The sequence below is a fragment of the Agromyces sp. MMS24-K17 genome (assembly GCF_043950245.1).
Taxonomy (GTDB): domain Bacteria; phylum Actinomycetota; class Actinomycetes; order Actinomycetales; family Microbacteriaceae; genus Agromyces.
This window is the reverse complement of sequence record NZ_CP171640.1, coordinates 3,465,626-3,483,887: the sequence shown is the minus strand read 5'-3', so window position 1 is coordinate 3,483,887 and position 18,262 is coordinate 3,465,626. Positions and strand designations below refer to the sequence as shown.

The 18,262-nt window shown below is 75.0% G+C and carries 9 protein-coding genes; all 9 read left to right on the top strand.

Translation table 11 applies throughout. From position 1 onward, the window contains the following. Positions 1 to 80 precede the first annotated feature (80 nt). The 9 genes from ACGGZK_RS15990 to ACGGZK_RS15950 all read left to right on the top strand — a co-directional run bounded on the left by ACGGZK_RS15990 (position 81) and on the right by ACGGZK_RS15950 (position 18,260). Positions 81 to 1,490: a protein kinase gene (locus ACGGZK_RS15990; RefSeq protein WP_395243612.1), complete on the top strand. Its 1,410-nt coding sequence runs from the start codon at positions 81 to 83 to the stop codon at positions 1,488 to 1,490. Beyond that, a complete protein-coding gene (locus ACGGZK_RS15985; RefSeq protein WP_395243611.1) occupies positions 1,490 to 7,339 on the top strand; it encodes an Ig-like domain-containing protein in 5,850 nt (1,949 codons plus the stop codon). Before ACGGZK_RS15990 ends, ACGGZK_RS15985 begins: the two co-directional genes overlap by 1 nt. Positions 7,340 to 7,348: 9 nt before the next feature. Continuing rightward, the gene (locus ACGGZK_RS15980) at positions 7,349 to 8,320 is read left to right on the top strand and encodes an AAA family ATPase (RefSeq protein ID WP_395243610.1); all 972 of its coding nucleotides are present in this window, start codon (positions 7,349 to 7,351) and stop codon (positions 8,318 to 8,320) included. Continuing rightward, entirely contained in the window at positions 8,317 to 9,624 is a 1,308-nt protein-coding gene (locus tag ACGGZK_RS15975; protein ID WP_395243609.1) for a DUF58 domain-containing protein, read from the top strand. The genes ACGGZK_RS15980 and ACGGZK_RS15975 overlap by 4 nt, the downstream gene beginning before the upstream one ends. Beyond that, positions 9,621 to 11,930: a transglutaminaseTgpA domain-containing protein gene (locus ACGGZK_RS15970; RefSeq protein WP_395243608.1), complete on the top strand. Its 2,310-nt coding sequence runs from the start codon at positions 9,621 to 9,623 to the stop codon at positions 11,928 to 11,930. Before ACGGZK_RS15975 ends, ACGGZK_RS15970 begins: the two co-directional genes overlap by 4 nt. Then, positions 11,927 to 12,541, top strand: a complete 615-nt coding sequence (locus ACGGZK_RS15965; protein WP_395243607.1) for a hypothetical protein — start codon at positions 11,927 to 11,929, stop codon at positions 12,539 to 12,541. The genes ACGGZK_RS15970 and ACGGZK_RS15965 overlap by 4 nt, the downstream gene beginning before the upstream one ends. A gap of 123 nt (positions 12,542 to 12,664) precedes the next feature. Beyond that, positions 12,665 to 15,631 carry an FtsK/SpoIIIE domain-containing protein gene (locus ACGGZK_RS15960; RefSeq protein ID WP_395243606.1) on the top strand — a complete coding sequence of 989 codons (2,967 nt, stop codon included), beginning with the start codon at positions 12,665 to 12,667 and terminating at the stop codon, positions 15,629 to 15,631. Positions 15,632 to 15,824: 193 nt separating this feature from the next. Further along, positions 15,825 to 17,039, top strand: a complete 1,215-nt coding sequence (locus ACGGZK_RS15955; protein WP_395243605.1) for a PotD/PotF family extracellular solute-binding protein — start codon at positions 15,825 to 15,827, stop codon at positions 17,037 to 17,039. A 21-nt stretch (positions 17,040 to 17,060) separates the two neighbouring features. Beyond that, entirely contained in the window at positions 17,061 to 18,260 is a 1,200-nt protein-coding gene (locus ACGGZK_RS15950) for an ABC transporter ATP-binding protein (RefSeq protein WP_395243604.1), read from the top strand. Positions 18,261 to 18,262 lie beyond the last annotated feature (2 nt).

Genomic DNA, 18,262 nt, shown 5'->3' with positions numbered 1-18,262 from the left:
CCGGCTCGTAGAATGGGAATCCGGCCCGCCGCCCCGCACGGCGCTCCGGCGAAGGATCGATGAGGCACCCGGGGAGGATCGTGAACAGACGACTTCCGTCCACCCCGCCCACCATCCCGGGCTTCGCCTTCGTCCGCGTGCTCGGCTCCGGCGGCTTCGCCGACGTCTTCCTGTACGAGCAGAACATGCCGCGCCGGCTCGTCGCGGTGAAGGTGATGCTCGCCGACCTCGTGAGCGACGAGGTCCGGCAGATGTTCCAGGCCGAGGCCAACCTCATGGCGCAACTGTCGAGCCATCCGTCGATCCTCACCGTCCACCAGGCGAGCGTCGCCGCCGACGGCCGTCCCTACCTGGTGATGGAGTACTGCTCGGCGAGCCTGGCCCAGCGGTACCGGGTCGCCCGGCTGCCGGTGTCGGAGGTGCTCTCGATCGGCGTGCGCATCGCGAGCGCCGTCGAGACGGCCCATCGCCAGGGCGTGCTGCACCGCGACATCAAGCCCTCGAACATCCTGACCACCGCGTACGGGCACCCCGTGCTCGCGGACTTCGGGATCGCCGCGACCCTCGCGGATGCCGGGCGGGGCGGGATCGTCGGGCTCTCGATCCCGTGGTCGGCGCCGGAGGTGCTCGCCGACGAGGGCGCCGGATCGGTGCAGAGCGAGATCTGGTCGCTCGGCGCCACCGTGTACTCGCTGCTGGCCGGGCGCAGCCCGTTCGAGGTGCCGGACGGCGACAACGGGTCGGCGGCCCTCATGTCGCGGATCGAGAAGGGGCGCCTGCCGCCGACCGGTCGCCCGGACGTGCCCGCCTCGCTCGAGGAGACGCTCGCGCGGGCGATGAGCCGCCGCCCGTCGGCCCGGCACGCGAGCGCCATGGAGTTCGTGCGCGACCTCGAGGGGATCGAGGAGGAGCTCGGGCTGCCGCAGACCCCGGCCGAGGTCGCCGTCGACGACTGGGCGCTCGCGACGGCGCTCGACCTCGACGATCCGACCCGGGTGAGCGGCGGCTACGGCATCAGCGTGGCGCCGGAGGGGCGCCGGCGGCGCCGGCCGGCCCCGGGCACCGCCGCCGCACGGTCGTCCGCGGACCGCACCCACACCCGGTCGCGCCCGGGCGTCGACCGGCCGCCGTCGTCGCACCGCCTCGCGTTGGCGCTGGCGGTCTCGGGTGCGGTCGTGCTCGCGCTGCTCGCGACGGGTACGGTGCTCGCGCTCGGCGGCCGGCCGCCGATCCCGGTCGTCGCCGACGTGCTCGGCCAGGTCGACGGCGTCACGGTCACGTTCACGTGGGAGGATCCCGGCGTCGAACCCGGCGACGCGTACATCGTCGGCGTCGACGGCATCGACCAGCCGGCACGGCGGGAGACCCGCATCGAGTTCGAAGCCGTGAGCGGGACGCGGATGTGCGTGAGCGTGCGCGTCACCCGTGACGGCAAGTCGGGTGAGACGAGCCCCGAGCGGTGCGTCGAGGTGCCGGAGGCCGGCGGCTGATGCCGCGGCAGCTGACCATGAGCCGGTCGGCCGCGGCGACCGGGGTGGCCACGGCGGTCGTCGTGGCGCTGGTCGGCGCGGCCGCGGTCATGAGCGGCGGCTACGCCGACGAGGACGTCGACCTCGGCGACGGCAGCGTGTGGGTCGTGAACGACGACCTCGAGGCCGTCGGCCGCGCCGGCACCGCGGTCGGCGAGCTCACCTCGATGGTCGACACCGGTTCGCAGAGCGCGACCATCGTGCAGCGGAGCACCAGCGTGCTGGTGCACGACCCCGACCGCTCGAGCGTCGCGATCCTCGACCCCGCGACGGCGGAGCTCGTCGAGACCGTCCCCGTGCCGCCCGACCCGGAGCGCGGACAGGTCGCCTTCGCCGGCGACCGCGCGGTCGTCGTGGCGGGCGGCGACGTCTGGATCACCTCCCTCGCGGGCTTCGCCGACTTCGACGCCGACCTCGATCCGCAGCTCGAGTTCGGCGTGGACGCGCGCATCGTCGTCGACGGCGACGGGACCCTGTTCGCGTACACGCCGGGCACCGGCCAGGTGCAGCGCGTCGACGCGGCCGCGCGGGCCACGGTCACGCAGACGTGGACGGTGCCGGCGGTCGACGAGGACGACGAGATCGGCATCACCTCGGTCGGCGGACGATGGGTGCTGCTCGACGCGTCCACCTCGACGATGCGCACCGCCGAGCGTGCGTGGACCGTCGCGGGCATCGCCGACGTCGTCGACGAGCCGGTCCTGCAGCGGCCGGCGACCTCGGGCGACTCGGTCGTCGTCGCCACCCGGGACGCCCTGTACGAGATGCCGCTCGACGGCTCGGGGACGACCCGGCTCGCGGACGGGCGGTCGGGCGGGCCGGCGGCCCCGGTCGTGCACGACGGGTGCGTCCACGCCGCCTGGAGCGACGGCGTGGCGTGGCGGTCCTGCGCCGACGGCGTCCCGCGCACGTTCGACCTCGGCGGCCCCGTCGGCGACGGCCTCGCCTACGTCGACAACGGGCACGCCCTGGTCCTCAACGATCCCGCCTCGGGCTGGACCTGGGCGGCGACGGCCGGCTACGAGCGCATCGACGACTGGGACTCGCTGCTCGAGCGGCGGAAGGACGACCGAACCGAGGAGCAGCAGGACCCGGATGCCTCGCTCCAGGTCGAGCAGTCCGCCCAGCCGCCCGTGGCCGTGCCCGACGAGTTCGGCGCCCGGCCGGGCCGGTCGACGCTGCTGCCCGTCCTCCTGAACGACTACGACGCCAACGGCGACGTGCTCATCGTCTCCGGGGTCTCGGGCGTGCTGCCGGGCGGGGCATCCGTCATCCCCGTGTCCGACCGCCAGGTGCTGCAGCTCACCCTCGACGACGGCGTCGCCGGGACCTTCGCGTTCGGCTACTCCATCACCGACGGCCGGGGGCTCACCGCCAGCACCGAGGTCGTCGTGACCGTCCGGGGCGACGACGAGAACAACGCGCCCGTTTACGAGCGGCGCACGACCGCCGACGTGGAGGCGCAGGGGCGGCTCACCGTGCCCGTGCTCGGCGGGTGGGTCGATCCGGACGGCGATCCGATGTACCTGAAGTCCGCCCGCGCCGAGGGCGCCGACGGCGTGTCGTGGAGCCCCGAGGGCGTGGTCGTGTTCGACGAACGCGAGAACTCCGCGCAGCAGCGGAGCGTGCAGCTGGTGGTGAGCGACGGGCGCGACGACGGCGCGGGCGACCTGCGCATCGAGGTCGGGCGGCCCGGAGAGACGCCGCTCTTCGCGGATTCGTTCGTCGCGACCGCCACCGCGGGCGAGGAGATCGTGCTCGAGCCGCTGCGGCACGTCCGCGGCGGGTCGGGGCACGCGAAGCTCAGCGCGGTCCCGGCGACCGTCGACGCGCGCCCGGTGCCCGACTACGACGGCGGCACCGTGCGGATCCCCGGCCTCACCGCGGGCACCCACTACCTCGAGTACACGGTCACCGACGGCGCCCGGACCGCGACCGGCGCGATCCGCCTCGAAGTGAACGACCCGCCCGACGGGGACCTGACCCCGATCACCGTGCCGCACACGGCGTTCCTCCGGGTCGGGATGCCCGGCGAGGTGGACGTGCTCGCGACCGACATCGACCCGAACGGCGGCGTCCTGGTGCTCACCGGCGTGAGCGCCGGCGCCGAGGAGGAGGGCGTCCAGGTGGAGGTGGTCGAGCACCGCATCCTCAGGATCACGCTGGCCGGCCCGCTGCCGACCGGGTCCGCCGAGGTGCGGTACCTCGTCGGCAACGGGTTCGCGCAGGCCGAGGGCCGCGTCACCGTCATCGAGGTCGGCACGTCCGAGGTCTCCGAACCGCCCGTCGCGAACGAGGACCGGGTGACGGCCCGGACCGGCGACGTGGTCGACATCCCGGTGCTCGCCAACGACGAGTCGCCGGGCGGTGGGCCGCTGGAGCTGTCGCCGGAGCTCTCGGCCGCGCCGGAGGCCGGGCTGCTGTTCCCGTCGGGCGATCACCTGCGCTTCTACGCGCCCGAGGAGCCGGGCGAGTACCGGGCGACGTACGAGGTGCGCAGCGGCGAGCAGCTCGCGCACGCGGTGGTCGTGCTCGCGGTGCGCGAACCCGACCCGGCGACGAACACGCCGCCCGTGCCGCCGGAGGTCACCGCCCGTGCGTTCTCGGGCGAGACCGTGCGCATCCCGATCCCGCTGTCGGGCACCGACCCCGACGGCGACTCGGTGCAGCTGCTCGGGCAGGGGTCCAGCCCGGAGCTCGGGTCCGTGCTCGAGATCGGCGCCGGATGGCTCCTCTACGAGGCGGGCGCGTACTCGGCGGGCACGGACAGCTTCAAGTACGAAGTGGTCGACGGACTCGGGAAGCGTGCGGAGGGCATCGTGCGGGTCGGGATCTCGAAGCCCCCGGCGACGACGGGCGCCCCGATCGCGGTGGCCGACGAGATCCGGGTCCGCCCCGGACGTACCGTGGCGGTGGCCGTGCTCGGGAACGACTCCGACCCCGGCGGCGAGCGGCTCAGCGTGACCGAGGTCACTCCGAACCAGGAGGGCGTCGACGCGGACATCGTCGACGACCGCATCGTGGTGCACGTCCCCGACACCCCGGGCCGGCTCGGCTTCGGGTACGCCATCGCCAACCAGAGCGAGGGGACCGCGTCGAGCACGCTCACGATCGAGGTCAGCGAGGACGCCGACCTCGCCCGGCCGGTGGTCGCCGACACGGTGCTCGCGCTCACCGACATCGTCGATCGCGAGGAGGTCGACGTCGACGTGCTCGCGAACGTCGCCATCGACGACGCCCCCGTCGCCGAGGCGACCGTGAAGCTCGTGCCCGGCTACGCCGACGGCGCGCGGGTCCGCGCCGACGGGAGCATCCGCGTCGAGGTGCAGGACCGGCGGCGGATCATCCCGTTCACCGTCGCGCACCCCGACGACCCCGCCGTCTTCTCCTACGCGTTCATCTGGGTGCCGGGCCGCGACGACGCCCTCCCGCAGCGGCGGGCGGATGCCCCGACGGTGAAGGTCGCGAGCGGCGAGGAGGTGCGCATCGACCTCGAAGACCAGGTGATCGCCGCGTCGGGCCGGCCCGTGCGCATCACCGACTCCGCGTCGATCCGCGCCACCCACAGCGACGGCAGCGAGAACTACGTCGACTCGACCACCCTCCGCTTCCGGAGCGACAAGGGCTACTTCGGGCCGGCGTCCCTCTCGTTCACCGCGACCGACGGCGCCTCGCCGAGCGACCCCGACGCGCGGACGGGCACGATCGTGATCCCGATCGAGGTCGAGCCGGTGGAGGGCCAGCCCCCGACGTTCCAGGGCGGCGTCATCGACCTGGAGGCCGGCGAACCGCGCACGATCGACCTGGTGAACCTCACGAACAACCCGCCGCCGGCGACCGACGAGGGGCTCTCGTACACGCTCATCAGCCGCCCGACGGGCTTCGACCTGCAGTTGTCGGGTACCCGCCTCACCATCACGGCGGGCGCGGACGCCGGCAAGCGCGGCCGCGTCACGATCGGCGTCGCGGGGGACGGCATCGCCGGCACCGAGGGCGTCCTCGACCTGCGCGTGGTGGCCTCGACCCGGCCGCTGCCGCGGCCCGTCCCCGACGACGTCGTCGCGGTCCGCGGCGAGACGACCGTCGTCGACGTGCTCCAGAACGACGGGCCCGGCAATCCGTTCCCCGATCGGCCGCTGCGGGTCGTCGCGGTGCGGGGCGCCGATGCGGCGAGCCTGCCGCCGGGGCTCACGGTGGACGTGACGGGCGACCGCTCCACCCTCGCGATCACCGCGACCGCGGACGCCCCGCCGGGCACGGCCACGGTGCAGTACCAGGTCGCGGATGCCACGAACGACCCCTCGAGGTACGCGTGGGGCATCGTCACCATCTCCGTCCGCGACCGGCCGGGGCCGGTCACGGACCTGCGCGTCACCGGCTTCGGCGACCGGCGCATCGACGTCTCGTTCGTGGCGGGCGCGTTCAACAACTCGCCGATCACCGGGTACGACCTCGCCCTGATCGACCCGGGCACCGGCGACCGCATCGCCGGTTCGCGCTGCGCGGTGACGACCTGCTCGGTGACGACCCCGGGCAACGGGCAGGCGAACGCGGTGCTGGTGCGGGTCACCGCCCGCAACGACGTCGGCGAGTCCGACCCGACCACGCTCGGGGTGCCGGTGTGGAGCGACATCGTGCCGGCGGCGCCGGCGAACCTGACGACGCGCCCGCTCGACGGACGGCTCGCGGTCGCCTGGTCGCCGGTCGACTCGCGACCGGGCAGCCCCGTCGGCACGTACGTCGTGACGGTCGACGGCGTCGCGGTCGAGGTGTCCGCCGCGAGCGCCTGCACCGCGACGGCCTGCACGTACGAGTCGCAGCCGCTCGTGAACGGCAGCGTCGTGCAGGTCGCCGTGAGCGCCAGGAACGACGCGTACCCGGCGCTCGCGGGCTGGACCTCGGCGACGGCGGTCGGCACGCCCTTCGGCCCGCCCGGTGCGGGTTCGATCACGGCCGCGGCCGATGACGCGGCCGGCACGGTGACGGTCACGTGGTCGCCGTTCGACCCGAACGGCGACCAGATCGGCGGGTACTACGTCCAGCGGCTCGTCGCCGGCGACACGAACGTGCCGAGCGGGCCCCAGGCGTGCACGGTGACGTCCCCGGCGCCCGGGGTGGTCGTGCCGCCGTCGCGCGGCGGCAACGTCGCCGAGATGGTCGCGACCGACGGCTCGACGACGGGCGTGACGTTCGGCTCGCCGCCGGGGCGCCACGCCTTCATCGTGTGGGGCTTCAACCGCTCCGGGTGCGCGCACACCGCGGTCGTGACCGCCCAGGTGCACGAGCCGCCCGGGCCGGTCTGGTCGGTCTCCAGCCGCATGGACTGGCTCGACGCCACCGTGTGGGACCGGCGGATCGACGCCGTCGCCGCCGACCAGCCGCAGTTCGAGATCGTCGCCCTCGACGACGCGGGCAACCGGATCGGCGCCCCGGTCGCGTTCAGCGGCTCGGGATGGCTCCGCGAACTCCTCGGCCGGCCGTTCGGCACGACCGCCCGCTTCCAGGTGCGCGCCTGCAGCGCGTTCGGCGTCTGCGGCCCGTGGTCGGACCCGATGCCGTCGGGGTCGACGCCGTCGCTCACGTTCGACGTGCCCGGGCTCGGCTGGAGCTCCGACGAGGACCGGTGGACCTGGGCCGGGATCCCCGACAACAGCGGCCTGCCGGCCTCGTTCAGCTGCGGGCGGGAGGGCCAGCCGGGCCGCACGCAGGCCGTCGGCACGTCGTGCGAGGTGGCCGGCGCCTCCCAGTGGGACACTGTCTGGTTGGATGTCGAGGTGGCCGGCGTCGTGGCCCGGCTGCGGAACGGGTGAGGAACCGAGATGACGATGACGCCTGACGAGGCCGCGCGGTTCGCCGCGGACCTCGACCGACTGGTCGGCGCGGTCGAGGAGGTCCTCCTCGGCAAGAACCGGATCATCCGCCTGGCCTTCACCGCCCTGCTCAGCGAGGGCCACCTGCTGCTCGAGGACGTGCCCGGGACGGGCAAGACGTCGCTCGCGCGCGCGATGGCGCAGTCGGTCGCGGGAACGAGCAACCGCGTGCAGTTCACGCCCGACCTGCTCCCCGGCGACATCACGGGCGTGACCGTGTACGACCAGCGCAGCGGCCGGTTCGACTTCCACCCGGGCCCGGTCTTCGCGAACATCGTGCTCGCCGACGAGATCAACCGGGCGAGCCCGAAGACCCAGTCGGCCCTGCTCGAGGTGATGGAGGAGGCCCAGGTCACGGTCGACGGCCAGAGCCACCGGGTCGGCGACCCCTTCATGGTCATCGCCACGCAGAACCCGATCGAGCAGGCCGGCACCTACCGGCTTCCCGAGGCGCAACTCGACCGCTTCCTCATGCGCAGCTCGATCGGCTATCCCGACCACGCATCGACGATCCGCATCCTCGAGGGCGCCGACCAGCGTGCGCACGCCCACCACGTGCAGCCGCAGCTCGACTCCGACGAGGTCGCCGCGATGGCGGCGATGGCGCGCACGGTGTTCGTCGATCCGACCATCCACGACTACGTGTCGCGCCTCGTCGAGGCGACCCGCGGCACCCGGGAGGTGCGGCTCGGCGTGAGCGTGCGCGGCGCGCTGGCGCTCATCCGTTCCGCGAAGACGCACGCGGCGGGCCGGGGCCGCCACTACGTGGTGCCCGACGACGTGAAGGCGCTCGCCGAGCCGGTGCTCGCGCACCGGCTGATCCTCGATCCCGAGGCGGAGTTCGACGGCGTGACCGCGTCGAACGTGATCGCCCAGGTGCTGATCGAGACGCCGCCGCCCTCGACGAGGCAGGCGGTGTGACGCCGGAGCCCCGTCGCACGCACCCCGCGGACGCCGCCCGCGAGGGGCGGCTGGCCGTCGGGATCTCCCGGCTCGTGCGGGCGGCCGGCGCCGCCGGCGCCCGTCTCGCGAGCGTGGTCGGCTGGATCCGCGGCGTCGTCACGCCGGTCGGCTGGGCGGTCGCGGCCGGTGCGCTCGTCGGGCTGGCGCTCGGGTACACGTGGGGATGGCTCGAACTGGTCGTCGTGGGCTGGGGGCTCGCGGCGGTGGTCGCGGCCGCGGTGCTCTGGCTGGTCGGGCGCGGGATGGTGGAGATCCGGCTGAGCCTGCCGACGCCGCGCGTCGCGGTGGGCGAACCGGCCCACGCCCGCCTCGCGGCGGAGAACCCCGGTCGCCGGCGGCTCATCGGGATGCTGGTGGAGGTGCCCGTGGGCGACCGCGTCGTCGAGCGCGCGTTGCCCGCCCTCGGTCGCGGCCGCGGGTTCGAGCAGTCGGTCGCGATCCCCACCGACCGTCGCGGCGTCGTCTCCGTCGGACCGGTGCGGACGGTCCGTGCCGACCCGATCGGCATCGTGCGGCGCGAGATCGTCTGGAGCGGCACCGAGGTGCTCCACGTCCACCCCAGGGTCGTGCCGATCGACGCGTTGAGCAGCGGGTTCGTCCGCGACCTCGAGGGCACCCCGACCCGCGACCTCACGTCGAGCGACATCGCGTTCCACGCGCTCCGCGAGTACCTGCCGGGCGACGATCGCCGGCACATCCACTGGCGCAGCTCGGCCAAGACCGGCACGTTCATGGTGCGGCAGTACGAGGAGACGCGGCGGAGCCGCCTCATGGTGATCCTCGATGTCGCGAGCTCGTCGTACGCCGACGCCGACGAGTTCGAGCTCGCGGTGAGCGCCGCGGCCTCGATGGGGGTCCGTGCGATCCGCGATGCGCGGAGCCTGGCGTTCCTCGTGGCCGGCAGCGACGGCTCGCGCGGCGGCATGGTGGAGCTGCCGACCGTCAGCCGCGACCGGCTGCTCGATGCGCTCTGCGTCGTGGAGACCGACGACCGCGTGATGCCGCTCGCCGACCTCGCCCGGAGCGGCGCCGAGGCACTCCCCGGGCTCTCGCTCGTCGCCCTCGTCACGGGCACGGCGCACGGGGTGGCCGGCATCCGCGCCGCCGCGGCCCGGCTGCCGGCCGGCGTCGAGGTGCTCGGCGTGGTGTGCGCGCCGGAGGGGTCGGCGGCGGCTCGCCAGTCCGGCGGGACGACGGTGTTCCGGATCGGCTACCTCGAGGACCTGCGCGCGATGCTCGCCCGGACGGCGGCGGTCGCGTGACCATCCCGCTGCGGTCGCCCCGCCGTCGGCCGCGGACGGCGGAACGGGCGCGGCCCGGTGCGATCGCCGTGACGACGGTGCTGCTGGCGCTGCTCCTGGCGGCCGCCTGCGTGCCGTGGTGGCTGACGTACGAGAGCGGCGCCTTCCTCGTGGCGGTCGGCGTCGCGCTCGCCGCCGGCCTCGGCCTCGGCGTCGCCGGAGCGGTGCGCCGCTGGCCGGCCTGGCTCGTCGTGTCGTCGACGGCCGCCGCCTTCCTCGTGCTCGGCGTGCCCGCCGCGGTGCCCGACCTCGCGATCGCAGGCGTGCTCCCCACGCCGGAGGGCCTCGTCGAGCTCGTCACCGCGACGTGGGCCTCGTGGAAGCAGCTGGTCACGGTCTCGGTGCCCGTCGGCTCGTACCAGGCCCTGCTCGTGCCCCCGTTCCTCCTCGTGCTCGTCGCGGCGGTCGGCGCCGCCACGCTCGGGATGCGCACCCGAGCGCCGGCGGCGGCCGTGCTCCCGCCCGCCGGGGTCCTCGTCGTCGGCATCGTGCTCGGGGCCGTGCGCGCCCCGTTCGCCGTCCCCAGCGGCGCACTGTTCCTCGTCGCGGCGATCGCGTGGCTCGTGCACGTCGCGATCGTCCGGCGGCGGGCGATCGGGGCCGAGGCGCGCGGGGAGGCGGCGCTCGTCGACGCGCGGCGGGTCGTCGGGGCGGCCGCGATGCTCGCCATCGCGTTGGCGGGGGCGACGGCGGCCGCCTGGGCGGTGCCGACGCCGGCCCGCACGGTGGTGCGCTCGGAGGTGCAGCCGCCCTTCGTGCCGCGCGATGCGCTGAGCCCGCTCGCGGCGTTCCGAACCGCGTTCGACCCGGACGTCGCCGATCGCGACATGCTCGCCGTCGCCGGGCTGCCGGCGGGCGCGGGCCTGCGCATCGCCGTGCTGGACACGTACGACGGCGTCATCTACTCGGTCGGCGGCGAGGGAGCCGCCGGGCTGTCGGGACGGTTCGCGCGGCTGCCGTACCGGCTCGACCAGTCGGCCGTGGCCGGGGACGAGGTCGCACTGGCGGTGCGGATCGAGGACTACGACGACGTCTGGGTGCCGGGCATCGGCCGGCTCGAGCGGATCGAGTTCGAGGGCACGGGCGCCGCCGCGGCGACCGAGGGCTTCGTGTACAACGACGTCACCGGCACGGCGGCGATCGGCAGCGGGATGCTGTCGGGCAGCCGGTACCGGGCGTGGTCGGTGGCCCCCGTCGCGGTCTCGGACCTGGCCGGCTTCGTGCCGGGCACGAGCGTGCTGCCGGCGATGCCCGCACTGCCGACGGAGCTCGTGACCAGGCTCGAGACGTGGGCACCGTCGACGCTCGAGCCCGGCGCGCGGCTGCAGGCCCTCATCGCCGCCATCCGCGCGGAGGGCTACGTGAGCCACGGACGCCCCGACGACGCGCCGAGCCGGGCCGGCCACTCCCTCGACCGGCTGGTCGAGCTGGTCGATACGCGTCCGATGGTCGGCGACGGCGAGCAGTACGCGGTCCTCGCCGCCCTCCTCGCCCGTGAGATCGGCTTCCCGGCTCGGGTCGTCGTCGGCTACCTTCCCGATCCCGTCGAGGATGCGGTGCCGGCCGAGCGGCGGATCCGATCCGACGACCTCCAGGCGTGGATCGAGGTCGAGACCGCGGACGGCGCCTGGCAGCAGGTCGACCCCAACCCCACCTCGGAGGACGTGCCCGACCGCGAGCCGGACCAGCCGGAGCCCGTCACCCGGCCGCAGACCGCGGTACCGCCGCCGGAGCCGCGCACCCCGGTGGAGGAACTCGATGACGAGCCGGGGCGCGGCCCCGACCCGGACGCCGAGCCGGCCGACCCGTGGCCGGCGATCGCCGCGCGGATCGCGGGGATCGTCGGGGTCGTGACGGTCGGGGTCGCCGTGCTGCTCAGCCCCTTCGCGGCGATCGTGCTCGCCAAGGCGCGACGGCGACGCATCCGCCGCACCGCCCCGACCGCCGTGGAACGGGTCGAGGGGGCGTGGAGCGAGTTCGCCGACGTGGCCGCCGACTTCGGGTACCCGGTGCGCGCGACCGCGACGCGCGCCGAGCAGGCCGCCGCGGTCGGCGGCCTGCTGCCGCTCGCGCTCGCCGCCGCCGTCGACCGGGCGGTGTACGCGCCGGATCGCGCCGACGGGTCCGACGGCGAGATCTGGGACGCGGTGGGCCGGCTGCACGACGGGTTCGCGGGGGAGCGGAGCCGCCTCGGACGGCTGCGGGCCTCGGTCTCGCTGCGTTCGCTCGGCGGGTACGCTTTCTCGCGGAGAGGAGAGCGCCCGTGAGATGTCGCATCTGCTCGGCCGAGCTGCCCGACGACGCGATGTTCTGCGGCGAGTGCGGCAGTTCGACGAGCGCGACCCCCGAGTCGCGCCGCCGCGCCGATCCGCGCCCGGGCGACACGGCGATCCTCGACCGCGGGCGACTCACGAGCGGCGTGGTGAGCCTGCCGGTGCCGCTGCCGCCCGTGGACGTGCCGCGCGTGGACGTGCCGCCCGCCGAGACGGCCGCGACACCGCCCTCGGCGGCCGCGCCGCCCGCCCATGCACCGGCGCCGCCCGCGCCCCGGCGGCCCAGCTTCACCCTCCGGTTCAGCACCGGCGAGGTGCGGCTCGTCTCGGGCACCGGCCTCGTCGGCCGCCGGCCGCTCCCGCAGCCGGGCGAGGCCTTCGACCACCTCGTGCAGATCGCCGACCGCACGCTCTCCGTGTCGAAGACCCACGTCGAGTTCGGCGAGCACGAGGGCGAGCTCTGGGTCGCCGACCGGTTCTCGGGCAACGGCACGATCGTCCGTCGCAGCGACGAGCCGGCCGTGCGGTGCGAGCCGGGGCGGCGCTACCTCGTGCCGCGCGGCGCGAGCGTCCACCTCGCCGAGCAGTCGTTCTCGGTCGAGTAGTCCCTCCCCGAGTCGAGCCGCATCGGGCCCATCGGTCCTCCACAGTGTGCGACGCGAGGAGCCGGGCGCACGCCACGGGCTCCTCGACGGGCGGATGCCCCGGCCCGCCGGTTCGCTGGCGGCATGGATCATCCGCTCCCACCGGGGCTCGCCGACCGGCCGCTCGTCCTCCCGGCGCCGCTGCCGGACCCGGCGCGGCCCGGGTTCCCCCTGCTGGCGAGCCTCGCGCCCATCGGCGGAGCCGTCGTGCTGTGGTCGGTGACCGGGAGCGCGGCGTCACTGCTGTTCGCGGCACTCGGGCCGGTCGTCGCCGTCGCGTCCATGCTCGACGCACGACGCCAGCGTGCGCGACTGCGACGCCTGGCCCGGGCCGAGCGCGGCGCGGCCCTCGCGGAGCTCGAGGCGGCGATCGCCGACGCGCACGACGCCGAGCGCCGAGCCGCCTGGCTGCGGTCGCCGTCGGCCCGGTCGGTGCTCGCGACGCCGCCGGGTGCCGCGTGGCACGGGCCAGGGCCGATCCCGGTCGTGCTCGGGCGGGCGGCCGCCCCGAGCTCGCTGCGCGTCGACGGGGTCGCCGCCGACGAACTCGCCCGTGCCGCGCTCGCCCGCGCCGCGGTGCTCGCGGACGCGCCGTGCGTGGCCGACCCCGCCGCGGGCATCGGATTCGTCGGGCCGGCCGTGCTCGCGCGGGCCGCCGCCCGGGCCGCCGTCGTGCACGGCGCCCACCGCGCCACCCCCGGCGACGTGGCGATCGAGGCGCCGGCCGCCGACTGGCGATGGGTCGACGACCTGCCGCACCGCCGAGGCCGGCGACGGTTCCTGCTGCTCGACGGCTCGGGGCGAGCGGATGCCCCGGCCTCCGACGTGGCGGGCCGGATCGCCGTGGCGCCCGACGAGGCGCGGCTCCCGCCCGGGCTCGCGACGGTGCTCCGGCTCGAGGCCCCCGACCGGGCCGTGCTCGCGCGCGCAGCGGGGGTCCCCGACGGGCGGGTGGTCGTGCCCGAGCTCGTCTCCGACGCCGAGGCCGCCGAGTGGGCGGTGGCGGCCCGCCAGGCGGCGGAGCGCTCGGGCCTGCTCGAGGCCGCCTCGGCGCTGCCGTCGATGGTGCGGTGGGCGGAGGTGGCCGAGCACCCGGCCGCGTGGGACCGCCGGTCGCTCGCCGTCGTGATCGGCCTCGACGCCGACGGTCCGACGAGGCTCGACCTCGTCGCCGACGGGCCCCACGCGATGGTCGCCGGCACGACCGGCAGCGGCAAGAGCGAGTTCCTGCTCGCCTGGCTCGCCGCGCTCGCCGCGGCGTACCCGCCGGAACTCGTCGGGTTCCTCCTCGTCGACTTCAAGGGCGGGGCCGCGTTCGAGCCGCTCTCCGGGCTCCCGCACGTCGCCGGCATCGTGACGGACCTCGACGAGGCGGGCGCCGAGCGGGCGGTACTGAGCCTGCGCGCCGAGCTGCGCCACCGCGAGGCCGTGCTGCGCGACGCCGGCGCCCGCGACATCGGCGAGCTCGACGCCGCGGTCGTCCTGCCCAGGCTGGTCGTCGTGGTCGACGAGTTCCAGGCGATGATCGACCGGTTCGCCGACCTCGGCCGGCTGGTTGCCGACCTCGCGGCGCGGGGCCGGTCGCTCGGCGTGCACCTCGTACTCGCCGCACAGCGGCCGAACGGCGTGCTCCGCGAGGGCGTCACGGCGAACTGCCCGATCCGGGTCTCCCTGCGCGTGCTGCAGGCGGCCGACAGCACGGCCGTCGTCGGCGGTCCGCTCGCCGCCGAGCTGCCGGCCGGGCTGCCGGGGCGGGCCGTGCTCGTGCGCGGCGACGACGCGCCCGTGGTGTTCCAGTCGGCGTACGCCGATGCCGCGGCGCTGTCGGCGCTGCGCGCGGGCCGGACCGGGGCTCCCGTGCGCCGGCCCTGGCTCGATCCGCTCCCGGCCCGGCTCGACCGGGCCGACCTGCGCGATCCGACCGTGCTCGGGGGAGCCGCGGCGATGCCGGGGCCGAAGGCGGGGTCCCGACCGACGCCCGACTCCGGCCCTGGGCCGGGGCCGTCCGGGCCGCTCGCCGGCGGGCCCATCTCGTTCGGCCTCCTCGACGACCCCGAGCACCAGTGCCGGCGCGTGGCCGGCTGGGCGCCGGAGGACGGCAACCTCCTCGTCGTCGGCACGGCGGGCTCCGGGCGCTCGACCGCCCTGGCGAGCGTCGCGACCGGGTTCGCCGAACGGCACGGCGCCGCATCGGTGATCCGGCACGACGGTCCGCGCAGTGCGGAGTGGATCGGCCTCCACGACCTCCTCGCATCGGTCCGGCGAGGAGACGCCGCCGGGCCGCGACTGCTCGTCCTGGACGACCTCGACCTGCGGTTCCGCGGCTGGCCGGAGGCGTACCGCCTCGAGGGGCTCGACGTGGTCGAGGGGCTCCTGCGGGAGGGGCGGGCCGTCGGCGTCTCCGTCGCGGCGTCGGCCCGCGCTGCGCCGTCGCTGGGTCGGCTCGCGCACGACGGATTCGGTCCGATCCTGCGGCTGCGCCACGCCTCCCGCCCCGACCTCGTGCAGTCCGGGGGCGCGGGCGAGCTGTGGCGGCCGACCGAGCCGGCCGGGTCGGGGCAGTGGCAGGGGCTCCGGGTGCAGGTGGCGTCCGCCGAGGCCCCGTCGCCGGAATCGGCCCCGCCGACCCCGGTCCTCTCCACGCGCGACCTGGGCGACGGCCGGGCAGCGGTCGCCGTCGTGACCCCCTCGCCACGCGTCGACGCCGACGTGATCCGCGGCCTCCTCGGGTGCGAGCCGATCCTGCTGGCGCCGGGGGCCGAATCCGCGCAGCTCGCCCTCGCCGCCCTCGCCGCCCTCGCCGCGCGCGCCGCGCCGGCCGCCGGCGGTGGCGCTGCGGCGGTGATCGTCGGCGACGCGGAGGCCTGGGCGGGGGCCTGGGCGCTCGCGGCGGCCGTGCGCGACCAGGCGGTCGTCGTCGCTCGCGGCGGCCCGGCCGAGTACCGCGCGCTCGCCCGCGACCGCGGTCTGCCCCCACTGCCCGACGCGGTCGGCGTGCCCTGCTGGGTCACCCTCCCGGGCGCGGAGCCCGTGCTGCGGCGCTGGCCGTGACGCGGCCGCGCATCGTGACGGTTCGTCGGGTTCGATTCGACGGAAACCGCGTCGCCGGGCGTCGCACAGTGCGGAATCCGCACCAGATGTGCGTTGGAATTAACGATTCGGATACCAAATCGTGATTCTCGCCCGCCAGTGTGGCAGGATCAAGCCACCCTCGACCGCGCGCCGCAGCCCGATTGGAGTCCCCGTGACCAACCGACCCCTACCCGAGGACCCGATGATCCGGGCGCTCATCGCCCAGGCCCGTCGTTCCGGCCTCAGCCGGCGCGGGCTCCTCGCGGGCGCGGGCGCCGGCGCGACCGCCCTCGCGCTCGCCGCGTGCTCCGGTGGCGGCGGCCAGGCCAAGCCCACCGCGGCCGCCGACAAGTCCTCCTCCGACAAGACGCTGAACTGGGCGAACTGGGCGGCGTACATCGACGAGAACGACGCGGGGGAGTACCCGACGCTGCTCGCCTTCGAGGAGGAGACCGGCATCACGGTCAACTACGAGGTCGCCGTCGACGACAACAACACGTACTACGGCAAGGTGAAGGACCAGCTCGCGCTCGGCCAGGACATCGGCGCCGACACCGTCTGCCTCACCGACTGGATGGTCAGCCGCTGGATCCGCCTCGGGTACACGCAGAAGCTCGACCACGCCAACATCCCGAACCTCGCGAACCTGACGCCCGCCCTGCAGGACCCGGACTTCGACCCGGGCCGCGAGTTCTCCGTGCCGTGGCAGGGCGGCTTCGCCGGCATCTGCTGGAACAAGGAGGCCATCCCCGGCGGCCTCGCCTCCGTCGAGGACCTCTGGGCGTCCGACCTCAAGGGCCGCGTCGGCGTCCTCTCCGAGATGCGCGACACGATCGGCCTGCTCATGCTGCAGAACGGCGTCGACATCTCGGGCGACTGGGGCGACGCGGAGTTCGAGGAGGCCAACGAGCTGCTCCGCGAGCAGGTCGAGTCCGGCCAGGTCCGCAACATCAAGGGCAACTCGTACCTCGAGGACCTCAAGAACGAGGACACGCTCGCCGCGATCTGCTGGTCGGGCGACATCACGGTGATCAACGCCGAGGCCGGCGACAAGTGGGAGTTCGCGATCCCGACCGCGGGCGCGACCCTCTGGAACGACAACTTCCTGGTGCCGATCGGCTCGCCCCGCAAGACCAACGCGGAGACGCTGATCAACTACTACTACGAGCCCGAGGTCGCCGCCGAGGTCGCCGCGTGGGTGAACTACATCACCCCGGTCGTCGGCGCGAAGGAGGCCGCGATGGCCATCGACCCGGAGCTCGCCGAGAACCAGCTCATCTTCCCCGACGAGGAGACGCTCTCGCAGGCGCACATCTTCCGCACCCTCACCCCCGCCGAGGAGCAGAAGTACCAGGCGGCGTTCCAGAGCATCCTGCTCGGCTCCTGACCTCGAAGGCGGCACAGGCACATGGCAGTACGCGAATTCGCCGAGCGCGGCGCGGACCTCGAGCTCGTCGGGATCCAGAAGCGGTTCCCCGGCTTCACGGCGATCGAATCCCTCGACCTGACGATCCCGGCCGGGTCGTTCTTCGCCCTGCTCGGCCCGTCGGGCTGCGGCAAGACGACCACGCTCCGGCTCGTCGCGGGCCTCGAGGAGCCCACGCAGGGCAGCATCCTCATCGGCGGCGCGGATGTCACGAACACGAAGGCGCACGAGCGCCCCGTGAACACCGTCTTCCAGAGCTACGCGCTGTTCCCGCACATGACGGTGCTCGAGAACGTGGCCTTCGGCCTCAAGCGCCGCAAGGTGCGCGACGCGGTCAGCCGCGCGCACGATGCGTTGAAGCTCGTCGAGCTCGATCACATCTCGCAGCGCCGGCCGCAGCAGCTGTCGGGCGGCCAGCAGCAGCGCGTCGCGCTCGCGCGGGCCATCGTCAACCGTCCCGCCCTGCTGCTGCTCGACGAGCCGCTCGGCGCGCTCGACCTGAAGCTCCGCCGCCAGATGCAGCTCGAGCTGAAGACGATCCAGGAGGAGGTCGGCCTCACCTTCGTGCACGTCACGCACGACCAGGAGGAGGCCATGACCATGGCCGACACCGTCGCCGTCATGAACAAGGGCGCGATCGAGCAGATGGGCGCCCCGGAGGAGCTGTACGACCTGCCGCGTACGGCGTTCGTCGCGAACTTCCTCGGGCAGTCGAACCTCTTCGCCGGCGAGGTCGTCGGCACCAGCGGCGACGCGCTGCTCGTGGACGTCGCCGGCACCCGCATCGCCGTGCCGACGGCCAGGGCGCAGCGGCACACCGGCGAGGTGACCATCGGCGTCCGGCCCGAGAAGGTCGTGCTGCACACCGAGGCGCCGGCCGTGGCATCCGACCGCAACGCCCTCGGGCCCGGCCGCGTCATCGACGTGTCGTTCTCCGGGGTGAGCACGCAGTACCTGGTCGACGTCCCGGGCGCCGGCACGCTGCTCGTCTTCGCCCAGAACGTCGGCCACGGCCCGGTCGCCGGACTCGGCGCCGAGGTGTGGGTCGACTGGCACGTGGCGCACGGCTTCGGCCTCGTCGACGAGCCGGGCACGGTCGCGCGCTTCGCCGCCGACGACTCGACCGAGTCGATCGCGGTGCAGCGGCGGGAGGCGCTCGTCGCCGAGCTCGAGGAGGGCTGACC

Excerpts from the sequence above, each read along its gene's own strand:
- ACGGZK_RS15950 (WP_395243604.1), top strand. The coding sequence starts at position 17,061 with ATGGCAGTACGCGAATTCGCCGAGCGCGGCGCGGACCTCGAGCTCGTC.
- ACGGZK_RS15980 (WP_395243610.1), top strand. The coding sequence starts at position 7,349 with ATGACGATGACGCCTGACGAGGCCGCGCGGTTCGCCGCGGACCTCGAC.
- ACGGZK_RS15960 (WP_395243606.1), top strand. The coding sequence starts at position 12,665 with ATGGATCATCCGCTCCCACCGGGGCTCGCCGACCGGCCGCTCGTCCTC.
- ACGGZK_RS15985 (WP_395243611.1), top strand. The coding sequence starts at position 1,490 with ATGCCGCGGCAGCTGACCATGAGCCGGTCGGCCGCGGCGACCGGGGTG.